This is a genomic window from Kordiimonas laminariae (assembly GCF_023008165.1).
Taxonomy (GTDB): domain Bacteria; phylum Pseudomonadota; class Alphaproteobacteria; order Sphingomonadales; family Kordiimonadaceae; genus Kordiimonas; species Kordiimonas laminariae.
Genome location: NZ_JAKQZA010000001.1, coordinates 573005 through 591978, shown reverse-complemented (window position 1 = coordinate 591978; position 18974 = coordinate 573005). Strand labels below are relative to the sequence as shown.

Below are 18974 nucleotides of genomic sequence, written 5' to 3'. Positions count from 1 at the left end.
AATTGTTATTCAGTATGAGGGTAGAGTGTCGGAACTAGATACCAGCAATAAGCCATCGGCTGTCGCAAGTCCGTTAGTGGCAAAAGAGCTGCGTAAACACGCGGAATATGGTTTGATCAGACAGGTGGCGGACGGCATTTTGTGCGTGCTTGCAGATAATCCGAAAGATTATACCGGACCCGGAACAAATACATATGTGATTGGTGAAGAGACTGTGTGGATACTTGATCCAGGCCCAAATAGCCAAAAGCATATTGATGCGGTATTGGCTGCAGTGAACGGGCGCAGTGTTGAAGGTATTCTCGTGACCCACACACATTTGGACCATAGTCCAGCGGCTAATCCACTGAAAGAGATTACCGGGGCAAAAACATATGGCTTTGGTGCTCTCTCTAAAGATATTCTTGCGCTGACGGATGAAGATATTGATGAAGATTTCGTTCCTGATGAGGCGCTTTCACACGGCCAGATGTTGGGTGAAGGTGATTACCGCATTGAAGCGCTTCACACACCGGGGCACTTCCCAAACCATATGTGTTACCGTCTGTGGAATAAGGATGTTCTCTTCTCTGGTGATCATGTAATGGGCTGGTCAACAACTGTCGTTGTACCGCCTCTTGGACACCTTGGTGAATATCTGCAGAGCCTGAATGTACTGGAAGCCTGTGAGGCATCTTTGATGCTGCCTAGCCATGGTGATCCTGTTGATAATCCGAATGGTCGTATCCGCGAAGTGCGCGAACACCGTATGATGCGGCATGCACAGGTGGCGGATTGTATGGCCGAAGGCCTTAAGTGCCCAGAAAAGATCGTTGAGAAATTGTATGTGGATCTTACGCCTCGTCTGATTGAAGCGGCAAAAGGATGCGTTCAAGCTCATATTGAACTGCTTGAAGAAGAAGCCACTATGATAGCGCCAGTGAAAGAGTCTTTTGCATTTGATGTTGTTGCCCCTTAAATGAAGCGTGGAGCTTTTAGGGGAAAACAGAGTGCAGATTGTTGGCGCTGGTTTACAGGCATTTCTAAAAGAACAGGGTGGCGATCTATTGCCGCCTTTCAAACAGCGGTTCCCATGGTTGGGGGCTGATCTTCAAACCGTTCGTAATAGCTTTTCTCGTAACAAGCCTGTAGTTGAGATGCATAGCCGTCTTTATGCCTCCCTTGAAAATGGAGAGGCCATAAGTGTTGCGGTTACAGAGCCTCAAATACCTTCAGTGCAAAAATCTTTAGTATTAATCCACGGTTTGGGTGGGAATGAAGATAGCCACTATATGAAAGAGACGGCTCTAGCTTTCTCTCAGCTTGGCTGGCATGTATTCCGTATGAATGCTCGGGGTGTCGGGCCCTCCCGGGAAACTTCAAAACCGCCCTATAGTGCGGGGTTAACAAAAGATCTTAGATCGGTTCTTTCGGCGGTTCATAAGTGTCACCTTGAGAATAAGATTTATGCCATGGGTTTCTCGCTTGGTGGGCAGTTGCTACTGCGGACCTTAGGGGAAGGTGCATTACCTGTTGATTTAATTGCTGGTGTATCTGTATCTGCGCCCCTTGATCTGTCAGCCAGCCAGCAAAAGCTGGAGCGCCGAAGAAACGGTGTTTATGTGGATTATCTCGTTAAGAATATGCGAGCTGATCTCGAAGGTACAAAATCGCCAACGCATGATATTGCTCTCGAGGATATTAAAACTATCCGAGGATTTGATGAATATATCATTGGCCCATATTTCGGCTTTGAAGGGGCTGATGATTATTATTCGGGTATTTCCTGTAAATCAGTTATTGCAGATATCAAGCAGCCTGTTCTAGCTATTCATAGCGCCGATGACCCTTGGATACCTGTTGAAGATTATAGAGATGCCAATTGGCCATCTGATGTGGCAGCCGGAGCAGCCGTACTTCCGAAAGGGGGGCACGTGGGTTTCCACTGTAAGTATGCCGGCACTCCCTGGTATATCGGTGCGGCGAAACAATTCTTTGCAGTAATTTAGAAACAATTTTATTAAAATGATTCTATCTATGATAGATAAAAATTTATCCATAAGTTGACTAATTAACAATCTTATCTGACTATTCTTTCTCTCATCAGGCAATTGAATCGGAATTAAAGTCACTTCAGGCGTAAGTGAAATAAGCCGGTGAATGCGGGAAAGAGTGCATTGGTAGATGTAGCGAAATTAGAAAAAATGCTTCTTGCCAAGCAGGTGGGCCAGTTCTTGTGTGGTGACCATAATGCTGAAGAACGCACAACTGTGGAAGCCGCTGCCCGTAAACTTGCCGAAGATGTTTGCCGATATGTGCGTGAAACTTTAGCTTTTGAACTTCGCAAGTGTGATGATTTAGCACCGGATCTGGCTGAGAAAATTGCGCGGGATATTGAACCGGTTTCCAGCCCGTTTTTAGAAGAAACCAATGCTTTTTCCACAGCAACGCTTATTCGGCTAATCCCTCAGTTAAAAGAATATGCCCGTGCAGCAATCGCGCGCCGGACAGACCTGAGTGATGATGTACAGGAAGCATTGATTAAATCATCTTCTGAACAAGGTGTTACCAGCCTTGTCCGAAATGACAGAATAGAAATGCCGGAGAAAAACTGCAGCATCTTGGTACGTAGATTCCAGGATAATGTACGGGTAATGGATCAGTTCTCGGCTCGTAATGATTTACCGCTGATTATTATCGAAAAGATTGTGAATAAAGTGTCCACCCACTGCCGGAATATGCTTGTTGAAACATATTCTATTCAGAATGTGGTGGCAGACGAGCTGGCTGAAAATACTCAGTTTGAAGCTATGTGGCAGAAAGTAGCCGGGGCTACAGCAAGCCAGATCCACGGCTATGTAACAGATTTAAGAGATGAAAGACGGCTTAATCATCCATTGACTATCAAGGTGGCAAATCGCGGGTGTTTAACATTCCTTGAAAGCGCACTTGCGCTTGAAGCGGGTTTGCCAACTGGGCGGGTGAAAGAAATGCTCAGTCTTGAAGATCAAGCTGCATTTGTTCGTCTGATGCAGATGGCAAATGTTGATAAGAAGTTTGCACCTCAATACTTGAAGATTGCGAAGGCAAACTATTTGCCGGAAGGTAAAAAAGCGGCATAACTTTATACTCTGTAAGGGTTTGAAGTGTAAAACTGGATAGAGAAAAATTTTATCCAATGATTCAGCTTTTATAAAGTTAAAGAATGCCATACTTTGTTTCGGAACATTGAATGTTCCGGATGTTTTGGAGCTGGTTAATGAGTTTAAACACTGTAGACATTGTAAATGCTGCAACGCTTGAGAAGGTTGTTCTTGCCAAGCGTATTTCTGCATTTTTACGTGATGAGCACTCTGAAGAAGAGCGCGCTACAGTAGAAAATGTTGCCAGAATGCTGGCGCAGGATATCGCGCTGCAAGTGCGTGAAACACTCGCTTTCGAACTTCGTACATGCAACGCTCTGCCTTATGACTTGGCGGCCAAACTGGCGTCTGATGTAGAAAGTGTGGCATGCCCGTTTCTTGCGTCCACCTTGGCCTTCACTGATATGCAGCTTGCGGGTCTTGTACCGCATCTTGAAGAATATGCTCACGTTACGCTCGCACGTCGCCCTGACTTAGGGCCTCAGACATGTCAGGCGATTGTAACAGTGGGCTCTGATAAAACTGCCACATATGTGGTGCGGAATGACCATATCACGCTATCAGATCAAACCTGCGATATTTTGGTTAAGAAACATGCGGAAAACCAAGGCGTGATGGATCACCTTTCTCGCCGCACAGATCTTCCATTGTCTACTGTTGAAATGATCATGCATAAGGTTTCTGCTGAGTGCAGAACTGCACTTGTGGAGCACTACAGTATTGATCGATCTGTTGCCGAGGAAGTGACAGGTAATAGCATGTTTGAGGCGATGTGGCGGCAGCTGGAAAAAGCCAGCCCAACACAGGTGCATGCTTATGTTATTGACCTGAAACGTTCTGGTAGGCTTACCCATGATCTGGTGAAAGATATCGCCGGCCGTGGTTGTTTGGCCTTTTTGGAAAGCATGCTAGCTCTCGAAACAGGGTTAACATTGGGTGCTGTACGGGAAGTTCTCTATGCAGGTGATACAAAAGCCTTTGTTGGCCTGATGCAAAAGGCGAAGATCAATAAATCAGCTGCTCAGGATTACCACCGGATCGTTAATAGCCAATAACCGTTCTATTGAAAGTGGGTATAAAAAAGGGCGCTTTGTAGCGCCCCTTTTTGTTTATGCTTCTGTCGCTTCTGGCTTCTTGCCAAGCAGCGCCATAATTTCATCCTGACGGCGATACAGCATGTAAAGTGCAAAAATCAAAACGATCACAGCAGTATTAGCGAGTGTGTCATCCACGTGCTCTACACCGGCTTCATCTGTAAAGCGTACCACCCAGCCAAGCGGGCTGAAAAGGTGGAAGAAGATCGCACCAGCCATTGTGCCTGCGGCCAGAATCGCACCGTATAGGCGTAGGTTTGGGATAATCAGTAAAATTGAAGCAGCAAGTTCAATCACACCAGTGATCATCGCACCGTACTGAGAGAACCAATTCATACCAAGCCAGGTGCCGATTGTAGTAAATATATGTTGAGGTTCAGTGGCCTCCAAGATTTCAAATTTGAAAGGCAGGCTGCCCCCCAAAATTGCTACCATAAAAATAACTAAAGCCCATTCATGATGTTTCTTAATAAAATCCATGATGCTCTCTCTTCCTTTAGTTCTGGTTATGCCCCAGTTGTGCGATTTAGTGTGTTATTGGATATTGTTTTGTTAGTTGTTTTTCACGCCACCAAGCTTTTGCAAGTTTTCTCAATGACGTAGGGGCATGGCCCCGCTTCCTGTTTTTTGCACCAATAGCATATAAGTGCCCATATTGCTGCATCAGCGTTTTATAGGCTTGCCACAAGGTTGTACGCGAATCCCATATATGTGTTGGCTCGCCACCAGCACCATTCACTTCTATGATTTTGAAATCTTCCCCATTCTGGAACTTATCAAAACTTCCAAAGCGTACATCAAAACGGCCTACGTGGAATTCGTTCATGGTTTTGGCAATTTCGTCAAAACGTTTCACCATACCTTCGGTGATATGTTCGTTGCCGTTTCTGAAAATAGTGCCCTTGCTGTGGTTGCCTGCAAATGCCAGCTTAATTGCTTCACCAGAAGGAATAACTTCATCAAGGCGATCTTTGTGCCGCTCTAAATATAAGTGTGGTACCTTGCCTGCGCGCGGGTCTGCCATAATAAGTTCCCGAAGGGTAGCTTTGCCGTCACCATACACACGAGGGAAATATTTAAGGGTTAGGCTGATGATTTGGCCTTTTTCTTCACCAGGATGCTTGATGTAATAAACCCCAGCTTCACCTTCTTCATCCACAAGGGCCTGCAGCATAAATTCAGCGCCAGCCGGATAGCTTTCAATATATGCATCAAGCTCTGCATCTGTTTTAACGAGTTGCACTCCGGCCCCGCGCATACCCATATCAGGCTTGGCTACAAGAGGTAGGGCAAGGCCTGCTTCTTTCATTGCTTGTCTTGCGTCCTTCAGGCTGCGCTTCAGAGCGCCATCGCCGCTCCAGCGGACGCATTTTACATACGGGGAAACATAATCCCGTGCAGAGCCCGTAATCTCTTCCATCACTTCATATTTGCTTTCGCCAACGAGACCTGAGAAAGGCAAATGTGGGTTTGTGTTGGTTGGAAGGGTTAAGCCCATATGACGCAGCATCAGCCAGCCGCAATAAAGCGCTATGGGAGTATAAAAAAGATGCGATGGGGCGAACTCAAACCATGAGATATCAGCAGCTGACGCATCAAGCGCAGGCATACCAGCATGTGGTTCATTGTTATGTTGTGTTTTTAAGCTAGTTGCTTCCACGTGAAGTCTCAAAATTAGGGGGTAATGGTAGGTCTTCTTTTTCCTCTGTAGGATCAGGCAATTGGGTTGATAGGCCTGACGTCTTAATAAAGCGAGGAATAAGGATGATCATGGCTAAGGCAACAATAACAGCTGCAGAAATACTGGCGATACTGCCGTATTCAGAAAATGCCTGCTGGATTTCGCTGACGAACAGCACCATTGCGGTAACCCAGACGATGGCTGCTGCGCCCATAACAATCACAAAACGAGTGAAAGATAGCTTCAAAAAACCGAATGTCAGGTAGGTTACTAAGCGAGTGCCGGGTGTGAAGCGCGAAAAGAAAAGCACGCCCGATTCTTTGCCCTTTAACCAGCGTCTTAATTTTCTGGTTTTGCCAATTGGCAGTTTTTTACGCAGATAATTATTATCTCTGGCTGTCCAGCCAAGGCCGTAAAGCCCGATATCACCAACCAGAATGCCTGTGGCAATTGCTGTTATGGCAAATAGCGGGCTAACCACTCCCATACCAACGAGAATGCTGCCAGCAATTAGGGTACCGTCTTCTGTAGCGAAGGTGGCTAAAGCAAGTGCTAAACCCAGCAATAGCGGGTCATGCGCCAGACTTTCCAGTAGCTGGATGATATTTTCTGGTGACAAATCCATTACTTTTTACATCGTTTCCTTAGACCAGTTTGGGTATCTGGTGGCTTGTGTCAAGTTTCTGCTCTTTGGTCAACTGCTTCATTGCCACAAAAGATTACCTAAACCCAGCGTTCTGAAAACCTAATTTTAGGTGATAATAAGCGCGCGCTTACACACGGGTTTGTGAAATAAATGTGTAGCATCAGTTTATAGATAACAGTTTAGAAAGCCTCTATTCTAAAGTTTATTTAGGGTGCGATTGGAAAAATATCGCTGTTTTTTGAGATTGTTTAGTTTTGCCCTTGCGAATGCAATACACATTCTTGTGGGTGGAGTAAGCAAAAGTTAATGGGAACTCAGCATCAAGAACTGAGGCGGTAATAACTGTAATGATGAGTGAGACAGCAAGTGATAGAACAGCAACGAATTGATGGATATATCCGCACGATCCCGGATTTCCCAAAGCCGGGCATTGAGTTCAAAGATGTAACAAGCCTGTTTGCTGATGCGGAAGGTTTTCGCTTACTGCTGGATAAGTTTCAGCAAAAGCTAACTGGGTACCGTATTGATGCGGTGGCTGGTATTGATGCACGTGGTTTTATCATTGGTGGCGCGCTTGCTGATCGCCTGCGGTGCGGTTTTGTTGCTATCCGGAAAAAAGGGAAGCTTCCTGCTGATACCATTTCTGAAGCATATGAACTGGAATATGGTGAGGAAATTTTAGAAATTCACAGCGATGCAATCCAAAAAGGGCAGCGTGTTCTTCTCGTGGATGACGTGCTGGCAACTGGTGGTACAGCAAAAGCTGGCGTTAAGCTGATTGAGCGTATTGGCGGTGAGATTGTTATGTGCGCCTTCGCGGTCGATTTAGCGAATCTGGGCGGCCATGATGCGCTTGAAAGCGATGGCTATGAAGTTTTCAGCCTTAGCCAATTTAACTAAGGCTGATTTTTCTAAATTATTTTAAGCTTATAGCTCATCTGCCATATGGTGGAGTGTATCAATACATGCGCGTGCCAGATGGCGGCAACGCTGTGGGCTCCAGCCAAATTCTGGATCTGGTAGGTCATCATTATCTTTGAATGGCATTTCCAAAGTCATTGCCAAACAGCCATGTGTTTCAGCCACATAATCAGTACATTTCTTCATGTCTGCTGAACCCGGGGCATCAACGTCATAACCGAATTCCTGCTGGAAATCTGGCGAGATGATGCAAAGCAAATCTTGATACATTTTCAGAAGTTTCATCTGTTTTTCTGTAAGCGAAGGAATGCCTTCGAAGCCTGCGATAAAATTATAAGGCAGTGCTTCATCACCGTGTACATCCAGATGGAAATCAACACCTGTCTCTGCCATCTTTTCACGTACAAGGTAAACTTCCGGGCTGCGGTCCATGCTTGGGTTTGCCCATTCACGGTTCAGGTTGGCACCAGCTGCATTCGTACGCAGATGACCGCGTTTTGAACCATCTGGGTTCATGTTAGGCACAATATAGAAATGGCACTTTTCGAGAAGAGCTGTGGCAACTGGGTTATCTTGATCAAGAAGATAATCAAAGGCACCTTCCATCCACCATTCTGCCATGCTTTCACCAGGATGTTGGCGGGCGATAAGCCATACTTTCTTCCGGCCTTCAGGGCCGTAGCCAATTTCTACAAGGTCTAAATCCTGGCCGTCTAGTGTGTGGCCAAGTACGCTTGTGGAAACAAGTGGGCTATCTGAAACTTCTGCGACCATATCCGAATGGCGTTCCATGGAAAACGGCGCGAAATATGCGAAATAGAGGCTGTCTTGCTCTGGCTCAATTTCCCATGAAAGGGCGGTGCCGTCATATTCGGTTTCAATGCGGAACCAGCTTTCTCTGTCATAGGAAGCGCAAACTTTATATTCTTCCCAGCCTTCTGCGTAAGCTGCCCCACCTGCATTTTCGATTGTAAGCTTGCAAGGGGTATCTTCCACACCGGAAACACGGAAGTGGAACCACTGATAAAAATCGGAATTATTGTCCTTACGAATTGCGAGTCGCACATCTGACGGATCATCCGCCTTAATAATTTCGATATTTCCACTATCAAACGCACTTGAAATAAGCATGCTTGTGGCTCCTGAGCTTGGTTTCTCAATAAATGTAATTTGCCTTTGCCTATCGCCTTTTAGGGGCTTTGGTCAATCAGCAAGTTTGTGAACCTTAACGGAAACCATAGGGAAACGCTAAGGTTCGTATCGAAAAAACGTGAAAAATTAGTACAGATACTGTACTATCATCTTACTGACGCATATGCGTGAGAGGACTACCCTTGCTATCTAACAGGGGAATTTGAGGCGCTTTCTGCCAAGGCGGGAAGCGCCTTCCTTTTGAAAGTGCTATTTTCTTCTATGAAACAGGGCGCAACCTATTGACAGATTGGGCATCCCCCCTTATGTTCCGCCGCCAATGGATTCGAGGAATAACAGATTCGTTGTTCCCGCCGATTCCCGGTTTTCTGGGTCGGTGTAATTGTTAACTGGTTTAAGGAAGGGCCCGCGCTATGAAAGTTCGCAACAGCCTGAAGTCCCTAAAGTCTCGTCACCGCGATTGCCGTGTGATTCGTCGTAAGGGCCGCACATACGTAATTAATAAGACTCAGCGTCGTTTTAAAGCGCGCCAAGGCTAATCCTAGACTAGCCAGAGCATTATTGATTAAACCGCGCACTCTCATGTAGAGTTGCGCGGTTTTTGTGTTTGTGGGGTTGAGCAATGGCAGCTATTAAAACTGTACTGTTTGATATTGGTAATGTGTTTGTGCATTGGGACCCTCGGTTCCTTTATGAGAAGCTTATTCCTGATGGCGATGAATTAGATCGTTTTCTAAAGGACGTGGTGACCCTTGAGTGGCACACGGAGCATGATAGGGGTAAAAGCTTCAAGGAAGGCACTTCAGAGCTTGCTATGCGCTTCCCTAAGTATGAAGACCTTATCAAAGTATATGATACCCGCTGGACAGAAACCATCAGTGGCCAGATAGACGGAACAGTCCATATCCTTGAGAGACTCGTGGAACGAGGCATCCGTGTTTATGCGCTTACAAATTTCTCTGCGGAGAAATGGCCTCCCTTTTGCCGCGAATATGCTTTTACAGATTTATTTGAAGGTGTTGTGGTTTCCGGTGAGGAAAAGCTTGTGAAACCTGACCCGGCTATTTTCCAAATCGCTATAGACCGATACAGCCTTGATGCTGAAGCCACTCTTTATGTGGATGATCGGCTGGAGAATGTGGAAGCCGCTGAGGCAAAAAAAATGCAGGGCCATCATTTTACTGACCCTGCAAAATTACTTGCTGATTTGGAGGCGAGAGGCCTGCTTTAAGGTGTTAAACCTCGCTGCCATCCACCCATGCAATATGCAGTACGTTTGTAGCGCCCGGTGTGCCGAATGGTACACCAGCGGTTACCACAATGCGGTCACCAGCTTTGGCAAGGTTACTACGCAGCGCCATGCGCTTAGCTTTGCCAATCATTTCTTCAAACGAATCTACATCCTTGGTCTTCACCGTATGCAGGCCCCATACAATCGCCATGCGGCGCGCGATAGGTGTGCTTGGTGTTAGTGTAAGGATTGGTGCACTTGGGCGCTCACGTGATGCTCGGATCGCTGTGGCGCCAGATGTGGTGAAAGTTACGATTGCTTCAGCACCGATTGATTTAGTAACCTGACGTGCAGCTGCTGTAATCGCATCTTCTGTGCGGGAATTGGCATTCGCCAGTTCCTGACCTGTGGCCATATAATCTGGTTCTGCTTCCACACGCTTTGCTACCCGGTCCATTACAGCTACCGCTTCACATGGGAAATCACCAACAGCTGATTCAGCAGAAAGCATCACAGCGTCCGCACCATCTGCAACAGCTGTTGCGACATCAGTTACTTCCGCACGTGTCGGTACAGGTGACTGAATCATGGATTCGAGCATCTGTGTGGCAACCACAACAGGCTTGCCAGCGTGGCGTGCTTTACGGATAATTTTCTTCTGGATACCCGGAACCTTTTCAACAGGTTCTTCAACACCCAAATCACCGCGGGCCACCATCACACCGTCTGAAAGCTCGATGATTTCATCAAGAGCATCAACAGCTGCTGGTTTTTCAATCTTCGCCATAACGGCAGCTTTGCCGCCAACCAGTTTTTTCGCTTCCGCAACATCGGCAGAGCGCTGCACAAAGGAAAGTGCAATCCAGTCAGCACCGGCTTTTAGGGCAAATGCGAGATCAGCTCGGTCTTTTTCTGTGAGGGCAGCAAGCGGGAGAACCGCATTTGGAACATTCACGCCTTTGCGGTCTGAAAGGTAGCCACCTACAAGCACAGCTGTGTGGGCTTTGCCGTCTTCGATTTCAGTAACTTCAAGGCGGATTTTACCATCATCAAGAAGGATGTTTGTGCCAACCTCGATTGCATCAAAGATTTCTTTGTGTGGTAGGCCAACACGTTCTTTCGTGCCTGGTACATCGGTAAGATCAAGCGTGAAACGTTGGCCTTCTTCAAGAAGGACTTTACCATCCGCGAACGTGCCACAGCGTAGTTTTGGGCCCTGCAGGTCTGCAAGAATGGCGATAGGACGACCAACTTCTTCTTCAACACTGCGGATAATCTTTACAAGGTCTTCTTTGCCAGCATGGTCACCGTGGCTCATATTCAGGCGGAATACGTCAACACCTGCTTCAAAGAGAGCTTTAATACGTTCATGAGAACTTGATGCTGGGCCAAGGGTGGCGACAATACGAGTTTTACGCTCACGTCGGAATGCGGAAAACTCAGTATGGGTATAGGCGGTCAATGTTGCCTCCAGAAAGGGGGTTATAGTTCAACTTGCATGCATATGGGGGCTTTAATTTTTGCGCATGCTGCTTTAAACCTTGTGAAAGGTCCAGTTATTTTTTCAACTGAAACTAAATAATCATATATGTTAGGCCCTTCTCATGACTGTAGCAGCATACGCGCCAGAAATCATCAATCCTGACGCTACGGAAAATTTGGTAATTTTGTGTGAACACGCCAGCAATCATATCCCTGCGGATTTGAATAATCTGGGATTGCCTGCTGAAGAACTGAAGCGTCATATTGCATGGGATATTGGCGCGGAAGCTGTTACTCGCAAAATGTGCGAAATGATGGGTGTTTCTGCCGTAGTTGCTAAGGCTTCGCGGCTTGTACTTGATGCTAACCGGGAACCTGATCACAACACGCTTATTCCACTTGAAAGTGATGGCACCCTCATTCCGGGAAACCAAAACCTGAGTGTTGAAGATATTCAAAACCGTAAGGAAGCGTTTTATGATCCGTTCCACCAAGCAGCAGATGCAGTGATTGAACGGCACCTGGAAGCGGGCGTTAACCCGATCGTGATTGGTATGCACAGTTTCACACCGCATATGGATAGTTTCGACAGGCCTTGGCAGATCGGTTTCTTGTGGAACAAGGATCAACGGCTCGCGCAAGCGATGATCGGCCTTCTTGAACGTGAGACAGATCTTACCATTGGGGATAATGAGCCATATTCAGGGCAGGACCTTTATTATACCATGCAGCGGCATGGGGCTGATCGTGGTTTGCCGCAAACGACTATTGAAATCCGGCAGGATTTGCTTGCGGATGATAACATGGTTACCCAGTGGGCAGCGCTACTTGCAGAATGCCTTGATGAATGTATGGGGCGGGCTGATCTCATGAAACGTGAATATTTTTAGGAGCAGATAAATGAGTAAAGAACAAGCAATTGAAGCAGCAGTATTTCGCCGGCTCCTGAAGCATCTGGATGACCGCAAAGATGTACAGAATATCGATTTGATGGGATATGGCGGGTTTTGCCGTAATTGTCTATCTGATTGGTATGCTGAAGCGGCGGCGGACGCAGGTGTTGACGTGAGCAAAGATGAAGCGCGTGAGCGTATCTACGGTATGCCTTATGGTGAGTATAAAAAGGCATATCAATCGCCTGCAACTGAAGAACAGCTCGCATTGATGAATGAAAGCGTTGCGAAAAATAAAGCAGCACGCGGTGAAGCTTAATTGAATGTAGGAAAGGTCGTCATCGGCGGCCTTTTTTATTTACCCTGAAACCAGTTTTTCACGCCTTCGATTTCAGCAGCGGTTAAACGCAGCCCTAATTTTGACCTGCGCCATAGCGCATCTTCAGCGCAAGTGGCCCATTCTCTGTCCCGCATAAACTTCAATTCTGCCTCATAAAGACAGGCGCCAAAATGCTTGCCCATGTCTTCTATAGAAGTACAACCTTCGAGGATGCTGTGGATATCGTTGCCGTATGCTTCAATGAATCTTAGGCGAAGGGCGCGCGGCAGGAAGGGATAATCATGCTTGATGCGAGTGTTGAAGAAATCCATATCCGCATAATTAAGACCAACAGCGCCAGGCAAATGGGCATCTTTGGTCCAGGTGCCTTTATCAAACCCGAGAAGAGGTTTCAGTTTTTCCAGTGCTTCTTCGGCCAGGTGCCGGAAGGTAGTTATTTTACCGCCATATATGCTGAGAAGCGGGGCATTCTCTTTTGTATCTAACTCAAGCACATAATCCCGAGTGGTCTTTGAGGCATTTTTCTCACCGTCATCAACGAGGGGACGAACACCTGAATAGCTCCACACTATGCTCTCTGGTTTGATGGTGCGTCGGAAATAATCACTGGCTAGCTGGCACAGGTATTCTTTTTCTGTGTCGTTAATTTCCACGGAATTGGGGTCAGCTTCAAAAGGTACATCCGTTGTGCCGATAAGGGTGTAATCTTCTTCGTAAGGAATGGCAAACACCACACGGTTATCACTCCCCTGAAATGTGTAAGCCTGAGCACCATCATAGATTTTCGGCACGATAACATGGCTGCCTTTCACCATGCGAATGTTTTTGCGGCTGTCAGGTGCGGGGAAAGATTTTGCTTCGATATCATCAACCCATGGGCCGGCTGCATTCACGAGAGCTTTCGACCTGTATGTAGTTTCTTTATTTTGGCTGTTGCGCACGGTTATGTGCCAAAGCCCGTTTTCTCGGGTGGCTTTAATCACTTCATGCTGCGTTAGGATATTGGCTCCTTTATCTGCAGCGTCTCGGGTAGTAAGCACAACAAGACGTGCGTCATCCACCCAGCAATCGCTATATTCAAAACCTTTTGTGTAGCGCTCCTTAAGGGGCGCACCACTGGTGTGTTTCCTAAGCGCTCTTACTTCTGTAGGGGGGAGAAGTTTTCTGCCGCCGATATAGTCATAAAGGAAAAGACCAAGCCGTAGAATAAATGCGGGCCTCAGGCCTTTATGATGTGGCAGAATAAACCGCATAGGCCTGATAAGATGCGGTGCAGATTGCAACAGTATTTCCCGCTCAATAAGCGATTCTCTTACTAATTTAAATTCATAATGCTCAAGATACCTCAAGCCGCCGTGGATAAGTTTGGAGCTGGCTGAAGATGTATGCGAGGCAAGATCATCTTTTTCAGCGAGGGTGACCTTAAGCCCCCGGCCTGCTGCATCGCGCGCAATTCCTGCCCCGTTTATACCCCCACCAACTACAAAAATATCTGATATAGAATGCATAAATTCATAAGCCCCTTAACGGTGATATACTCTGCCTTCATTACAAATTTCGGTAAACAAAAAACTTGATTGAACCGCTATGGGTGGAGGCCTATAGTGCTGCCAATTTTGAGATTACCCAAGGGAGTTAACCGAATGGTTCAAGCAGGTGGTGTTGCTGGTGAACAGCTGCGCGGATTTATTGAGCGTATTGAGCGTCTGGAAGAAGAGAAAAAAGGTATCGCAGAAGATATCAAGGAAGTTTACGCAGGCGCTAAGGCTGTTGGCTTCGATGTGAAAATCATGCGTAAAGTAATTTCACTGCGCAAGATGGATCAGGCGGACCGACAGGAACAAGAAGCGCTTCTAGATGTTTATATGCACGCTATTGAAGGCGGCATGCGCCCTGAACCAGCTGGTACTGGTGTTGGCGAAGCTAATGAAGGCGCGGGTGACGAAGAATAATCTTTGTTATTTGCTATAATTTAAAAAAAGCCGCTTTTCAGAAATGGAGAGTGGCTTTTTTATACGTTCAGTTTCGCTTGATGAAATTGATTCAAGTGATTGGGCAAGAACAGGTTGGTCTTATTCACGGCTTTTGGATCCCCTGTTGTAAGTAGGCGAATATTGCCTTGGCCTTTGCTGTGGAAATGTGGGTGTCGTTTTAAGTAATCCGCGAGCGAATCTGCGACAATTTCTGGCTGGCTATAGAGAGAAACATGATCTGGTAGTGCAGTTTCAAAATAATGCTTCACCAGCGGAAAATGTGTGCAGCCTAGCACCACAGCATCAGGGTTAGTTTCAAGGGTTTCAGATACAAAACCGGATATAAGGCCGGAAAGAGGGGCGTCGCCAGCGCCGCCTTCGATAGCGTCTACTAAGCCTGGGCAGGCTTTTCCTGTTAGCTTGATTTGTGGTGCGCGCTTTAGCACTTCTTCTACATAAGCGCCGCTTTCAATGGTTTTACGCGTGGCAAAAAGGGTGATGCGGTGATTCCTGTTATCATCCGCATGAGGGCGTTCCTGTGACCACGGCACGCCGGTGAGAGCTTCAACCATTGGCACAAGTACGCCGAGGATACGGTTGCCCGGGTAAGCGGTTTCGAGCCAGTTTTGCTGGAGCGTGCGGAGCGCAACGGCGGCGGCAGTATTACACGCAAGCAGTACAAGCGAGCACCCTTCCCGCATGAGGTAATCGACAGAAGTTTTGGTCATCTCCACAATCTGTTCGCTTGTACGGTGGCCGTATGGTGCATTGGCGTGATCACCAAGATAAAGAAAATCCTGATCAGGCAGGCGTTTGGTAAGTGCATCAAGAACTGTGATACCGCCGGAACCTGAATCAAATACACCAATCATATAATGAGCTTCCCCTAAGTTTTCTGTGCGCTGTTAATAGAGTGTTTCTGCCTGCCGTTTAGGCAAAATGGCATCATAACTTTCTGCATCAAAACTTTGATCAGTGGCTTTTATCATCTGACCAGCGGTTGGAACAGTATCAAGATTATCTTCAGGTACCTTTTCCCAAAGAGCAGAGCGTTTAATGGCTCGCGCACACTGAAAATATACCTTGTCGATTTTCACGATGATAACAGTTTTTGGTGGTTTGCCATTCTCGCTGAAGTTTTCCAGCAATTTGGGATCAGCCGTGATGGTTGCTTTACCTTTAATACGCAGTGTTTCACCAACGCCGGGGATAAGGAAAAGTAAAGCGACATTCGGGTTTTTAATAATATTCCTGAGTGTATCAATGCGGTTGTTGCCTCGCCGATCAGGGAGCATGATAGTTTTGGGGTCAGCTATTTTAAAAAGCTCGCCTTGCTTATCCCCGCGAGGTGAACAATCCAGAAAATCATCACCCTGACTGGAAAAAGCATAAAAAGGCGCATGCTCCAGCCATTTTTTATATGTATCCGTTAGGTGATCGGTTTCTTTATCAAGTGATGCTTGTGCTGGCTGGCCGTACAGGGTTTGTAATTCTTCCAGCGTTGTAATTTTATGTGTGTCTGTCACATCGTTCTCACTTATCTAAACCGTATTCAGCAACTTTGCGGTATAAGGTGGAGCGTCCAATTTTTAAGCGCCTCGCAATTTCAGCCATACGGCCGTCATAACGCTCGAGCGCTGCTGCAATAATTGCAGCTTCCAGTTCCTCAAGGGACTTCATATGTCCATCTTCTGTGTGAAGGAAAAGTGTGGCGCCAGTTTGACCTGATTGTGGAATCATTTGCGGCGCGGGTGCGTAATGCGCAGGCTGGGCTATATTTACTTCAGGAACATAATTTTGCTGAGTGTCAGCAAACAGAGAGGGGAAATCATCTGGGGTAAGCACATCACCTTCAGATAAGATGACCGCACGGAACAACATATTCTGAAGTTGCCTGATATTGCCGGGCCAATCATAGGCTGAAACCGCGGCCAGAGCCGTTGCAGAAATTCTGCGTTGGTCAAGTCCTTCCATGGAAGAAATCTTTTCAAGGAAATGGTCTGTAAGGGCCGGGATATCGCTTTTACGTTCCCGAAGTGGGGGCAGCAGAATGGGGTAAACATTCAGCCGGTAGAAAAGATCTTCTCTGAACGCGCCTTCACTGATGCGTTCAACCAAGTTTCGATTCGTTGCCGAAACGACCCTTATATCCACTTTAATAGACTGTTTTCCGCCTACTGGATCAATCTCTTTTTCCTGTAAAGCGCGGAGGAGTTTCACCTGAATGTCAAGGGGAAGTTCACCAACTTCATCAAGAAACAGAGTGCCGCCGTTTGCTTCCTGGAATTTACCAAGACGTTTTTCGGTCGCGCCGGTGAAAGCTCCTTTTTCGTGCCCGAACAAAATACTTTCCACCAAATTTTCAGGGATAGCGCCACAGTTTACTGCAACAAATGGTTTGCCGGACCGGTCGCTTGCATCATGAATAGCGCGAGCAAACACTTCTTTACCAACCCCTGATTCCCCTTCGATAAGCACAGGAATACTTGCTTTGGCTGCTTTTTGTGCAAGCTTTGTTGCCCGCTGCATGGCAGGGCTATCACCTACTAGATTATCGAAAGAAAGCGGGCCAATGCTTTCCTGCATAGGGCCGATTTCACCAACGAGTGCTGTGGTTTTCAGAGACGCTTCCATAGCTGAACGAATACGTTCAGCGCTGGCAGGCTTTACGATGAAATCATTGGCGCCTGCTCGCATAGCGTCCACTACTGTATTAATAGAGGAATGCGCCGTTAGCATAATCACTGGCAAATTGGGGAATTTCGGCCTGATTTCACCAAGTACTTCAATACCGCTTTTGCCCGGCATTACAAGATCAAGTAGCATAATATCAATGTGTGGTGCAGGGCTCGTGTTAAGGCGTTTAATGGCTTCGCTGCCTGACATGGCTTTTTCCACATCGTAACCTGCGCGGGTAATAACCCCTTCAAGAAGCGCAAGTTGAGTGAGCTCATCTTCAACAATTAAAACACGTTTACCCAGCATAAAGCCCCCAAATAAAAAGAATATTCAAGGTGTATCATTTCAGGACATAGTAAACAAACATCTTATTGTATTAATGTGTATGCGTTTGTGACGTAGCGTAAAATAGCATGTAATCGTGCAAGTCGATCACAGTGATGTGTTTTTTTTGATAAGATGATACCCTTGTTTATGAAATTATGTTGCTCAATTAGGTATTTGCATTACCTACTAGTGCAAGGCGCTGAAGGCCCGTCAGAGGGGGCATATAATCAGTAATAACTAATGCTGGAGCCGGAGAGCCTTTAATTGATTGATATTAACCGTTTATTTTGGAGAAAACCCAATGAAGTTAGCGGTTGTTCGGGAGAAGCGAGAGGCTGAAAAGCGTGTCGCAGCAACTCCTGAGACGATTAAAAAACTCAAAGGCCTTGGCTTCGATGTTCATGTAGAAGCCGGGGCAGGCCAATCAGCATCAATCCCTGATGATGCATTTAAAGAAGCTGGTGCCACCATTTCTGCTGATATCGGATCAGCTCTTGATGGCGCTGATGTTATTTTTTCCGTTCAAGGCATTGAAGCAGAAGATGCGGCAAAAGCCAAAAAAGGCGCACTTCAGCTTGCCGTTTTGAACCCGTTTGTTGAAAAGGACCGTGTGAAAGCATACGCAGAGGCTGGTTTGATGGCGGTTGCTATGGAATTTGTACCGCGTATTACACGGGCGCAGTCCATGGATGTACTGTCATCTCAGTCAAACCTCGCAGGCTATAAAGCGGTGCTTGATGCAGCTGCTGAATTTAGCCGTGCATTCCCGATGATGATGACGGCTGCAGGTACAGTTGCCCCAGCCAAGGTAATGGTGATGGGCGCAGGTGTTGCAGGTCTTCAGGCGATTGCTACAGCAAAACGCCTTGGTGCGGTTGTAAGTGCGACGGATGTGCGCCCGGCTGCCAAGGAACAAGTAGAAAGCCTTGGTGGTACCTTCGTGATGGTCGAGGATGAAGAAACAGCTGCTGCTGAAACATCTGGCGGTTATGCGAAGGAAATGAGTGACGATTATAAAGCCAAGCAGGCTGCGCTCATCGCTGAAACGCTGGCGAAGCAGGATATTGCAATTACCACAGCACTTATCCCCGGACGTCCGGCGCCTAAGCTTATCACAGAAGAAATGCTTAAAACCATGAAGCCGGGCAGTGTGATTGTTGACCTAGCCGTGGAAATGGGCGGCAACTGTGCCTTATCGAAACCCGGTGAGATTGTGGAAGCCCACGGCGTGAAAATTGTCGGGCACCTTAATGTGCCGTCGCGCCTCGCGACAGATGCGTCCGCGCTTTATGCCCGTAACCTTGTGCACTATATCACGCCCCACGTGAAAGAAGGTGCGCTTGAAATTGATTTTGAAGATGAAGTTGTTGCTGAATCGCTGATTACCAAAGACGGTGCAGTGGTAAGCGAACGCCTTCAGGAGGCTTCATAAC

At 46.8% G+C, this 18974-nt stretch carries 20 protein-coding genes; 11 read left to right on the top strand and 9 right to left on the bottom strand.

Features of this window, described 5'->3' with window-relative positions:
* The first annotated feature begins 25 nt into the window (after window positions 1-25).
* The 4 genes from MF542_RS02855 to MF542_RS02840 all read left to right on the top strand — a co-directional run bounded on the left by MF542_RS02855 (window position 26) and on the right by MF542_RS02840 (window position 4177).
* On the top strand, window positions 26-958 hold the full coding sequence (locus tag MF542_RS02855) for an MBL fold metallo-hydrolase (RefSeq protein WP_247015744.1): 933 nt from the start codon (window positions 26-28) through the stop codon (window positions 956-958).
* 31 nt (window positions 959-989) lie between these two features.
* Window positions 990-1988: a YheT family hydrolase gene (locus MF542_RS02850; protein WP_247015742.1), complete on the top strand. Its 999-nt coding sequence runs from the start codon at window positions 990-992 to the stop codon at window positions 1986-1988.
* A 147-nt stretch (window positions 1989-2135) separates the two neighbouring features.
* Window positions 2136-3101, top strand: a complete 966-nt coding sequence (locus tag MF542_RS02845; protein WP_247015740.1) for a DUF2336 domain-containing protein — start codon at window positions 2136-2138, stop codon at window positions 3099-3101.
* A 137-nt stretch (window positions 3102-3238) separates the two neighbouring features.
* A complete protein-coding gene (locus MF542_RS02840; RefSeq protein WP_247015738.1) occupies window positions 3239-4177 on the top strand; it encodes a DUF2336 domain-containing protein in 939 nt (312 codons plus the stop codon).
* A gap of 54 nt (window positions 4178-4231) precedes the next feature.
* Here MF542_RS02840 and MF542_RS02835 read toward each other — a convergent pair whose 3' ends face one another.
* The 3 genes from MF542_RS02835 to MF542_RS02825 are packed head-to-tail and all read right to left on the bottom strand — an operon-like array spanning window position 4232 to window position 6522.
* A complete protein-coding gene (locus MF542_RS02835; protein ID WP_247015736.1) occupies window positions 4232-4696 on the bottom strand; it encodes a hypothetical protein in 465 nt (154 codons plus the stop codon).
* A gap of 46 nt (window positions 4697-4742) precedes the next feature.
* Window positions 4743-5876: a hypothetical protein gene (locus MF542_RS02830; protein WP_247015734.1), complete on the bottom strand. Its 1134-nt coding sequence runs from the start codon at window positions 5874-5876 to the stop codon at window positions 4743-4745.
* Complete coding sequence (locus MF542_RS02825) at window positions 5863-6522, bottom strand: DedA family protein (protein WP_247015732.1); 660 nt, start codon at window positions 6520-6522, stop codon at window positions 5863-5865. The genes MF542_RS02830 and MF542_RS02825 overlap by 14 nt, the downstream gene beginning before the upstream one ends.
* A gap of 387 nt (window positions 6523-6909) precedes the next feature.
* On the opposite strand from MF542_RS02825, the gene MF542_RS02820 reads away from it, so the two are divergent.
* Window positions 6910-7443 (top strand): adenine phosphoribosyltransferase, encoded by a 534-nt coding sequence (locus tag MF542_RS02820; RefSeq protein WP_247015730.1) that lies wholly within the window; start codon window positions 6910-6912, stop codon window positions 7441-7443.
* 27 nt (window positions 7444-7470) lie between these two features.
* Here the strand turns inward: MF542_RS02820 and MF542_RS02815 are convergent, their stop codons facing one another.
* Window positions 7471-8595: a M14 family metallopeptidase gene (locus MF542_RS02815; protein WP_247015728.1), complete on the bottom strand. Its 1125-nt coding sequence runs from the start codon at window positions 8593-8595 to the stop codon at window positions 7471-7473.
* A 434-nt stretch (window positions 8596-9029) separates the two neighbouring features.
* On the opposite strand from MF542_RS02815, the gene ykgO reads away from it, so the two are divergent.
* Both ykgO and MF542_RS02805 read left to right on the top strand, forming a co-directional pair.
* Window positions 9030-9155: a type B 50S ribosomal protein L36 gene (gene ykgO, locus MF542_RS02810; RefSeq protein WP_191251113.1), complete on the top strand. Its 126-nt coding sequence runs from the start codon at window positions 9030-9032 to the stop codon at window positions 9153-9155.
* A gap of 83 nt (window positions 9156-9238) precedes the next feature.
* On the top strand, window positions 9239-9847 hold the full coding sequence (locus MF542_RS02805) for an HAD family hydrolase (RefSeq protein WP_247015726.1): 609 nt from the start codon (window positions 9239-9241) through the stop codon (window positions 9845-9847).
* Between the two features lie 4 nt (window positions 9848-9851).
* On the opposite strand, the gene pyk is transcribed toward MF542_RS02805, so the two are convergent.
* Window positions 9852-11309, bottom strand: a complete 1458-nt coding sequence (pyk, locus tag MF542_RS02800; protein WP_247015724.1) for a pyruvate kinase — start codon at window positions 11307-11309, stop codon at window positions 9852-9854.
* A gap of 142 nt (window positions 11310-11451) precedes the next feature.
* On the opposite strand from pyk, the gene MF542_RS02795 reads away from it, so the two are divergent.
* Both MF542_RS02795 and MF542_RS02790 read left to right on the top strand, forming a co-directional pair.
* Complete coding sequence (locus MF542_RS02795; RefSeq protein ID WP_247015722.1) at window positions 11452-12219, top strand: N-formylglutamate amidohydrolase; 768 nt, start codon at window positions 11452-11454, stop codon at window positions 12217-12219.
* 10 nt (window positions 12220-12229) lie between these two features.
* Window positions 12230-12541: a DUF1244 domain-containing protein gene (locus MF542_RS02790; protein WP_247015720.1), complete on the top strand. Its 312-nt coding sequence runs from the start codon at window positions 12230-12232 to the stop codon at window positions 12539-12541.
* A 35-nt stretch (window positions 12542-12576) separates the two neighbouring features.
* Here MF542_RS02790 and glpD read toward each other — a convergent pair whose 3' ends face one another.
* Entirely contained in the window at window positions 12577-14070 is a 1494-nt protein-coding gene (gene glpD / locus MF542_RS02785) for a glycerol-3-phosphate dehydrogenase (protein WP_247015718.1), read from the bottom strand.
* 135 nt (window positions 14071-14205) lie between these two features.
* On the opposite strand from glpD, the gene MF542_RS02780 reads away from it, so the two are divergent.
* Entirely contained in the window at window positions 14206-14514 is a 309-nt protein-coding gene (locus MF542_RS02780; RefSeq protein ID WP_247015716.1) for a DUF2312 domain-containing protein, read from the top strand.
* 59 nt (window positions 14515-14573) lie between these two features.
* Here the strand turns inward: MF542_RS02780 and murI are convergent, their stop codons facing one another.
* Genes murI through MF542_RS02765 form a run of 3 tightly spaced genes read right to left on the bottom strand, consistent with a single transcriptional unit; the run spans window position 14574 to window position 17517 of the window.
* Window positions 14574-15407, bottom strand: coding sequence for a glutamate racemase (gene murI, locus MF542_RS02775; protein WP_247015714.1), 834 nt, complete (start codon window positions 15405-15407; stop codon window positions 14574-14576).
* 33 nt (window positions 15408-15440) lie between these two features.
* On the bottom strand, window positions 15441-16061 hold the full coding sequence (locus MF542_RS02770) for a pyridoxamine 5'-phosphate oxidase family protein (protein WP_247015712.1): 621 nt from the start codon (window positions 16059-16061) through the stop codon (window positions 15441-15443).
* A 7-nt stretch (window positions 16062-16068) separates the two neighbouring features.
* Entirely contained in the window at window positions 16069-17517 is a 1449-nt protein-coding gene (locus MF542_RS02765; RefSeq protein ID WP_425531244.1) for a sigma-54-dependent transcriptional regulator, read from the bottom strand.
* A gap of 325 nt (window positions 17518-17842) precedes the next feature.
* On the opposite strand from MF542_RS02765, the gene MF542_RS02760 reads away from it, so the two are divergent.
* The gene (locus MF542_RS02760; protein ID WP_247015707.1) at window positions 17843-18973 is read left to right on the top strand and encodes a Re/Si-specific NAD(P)(+) transhydrogenase subunit alpha; all 1131 of its coding nucleotides are present in this window, start codon (window positions 17843-17845) and stop codon (window positions 18971-18973) included.
* The last annotated feature ends 1 nt before the right edge of the window (window position 18974 follow it).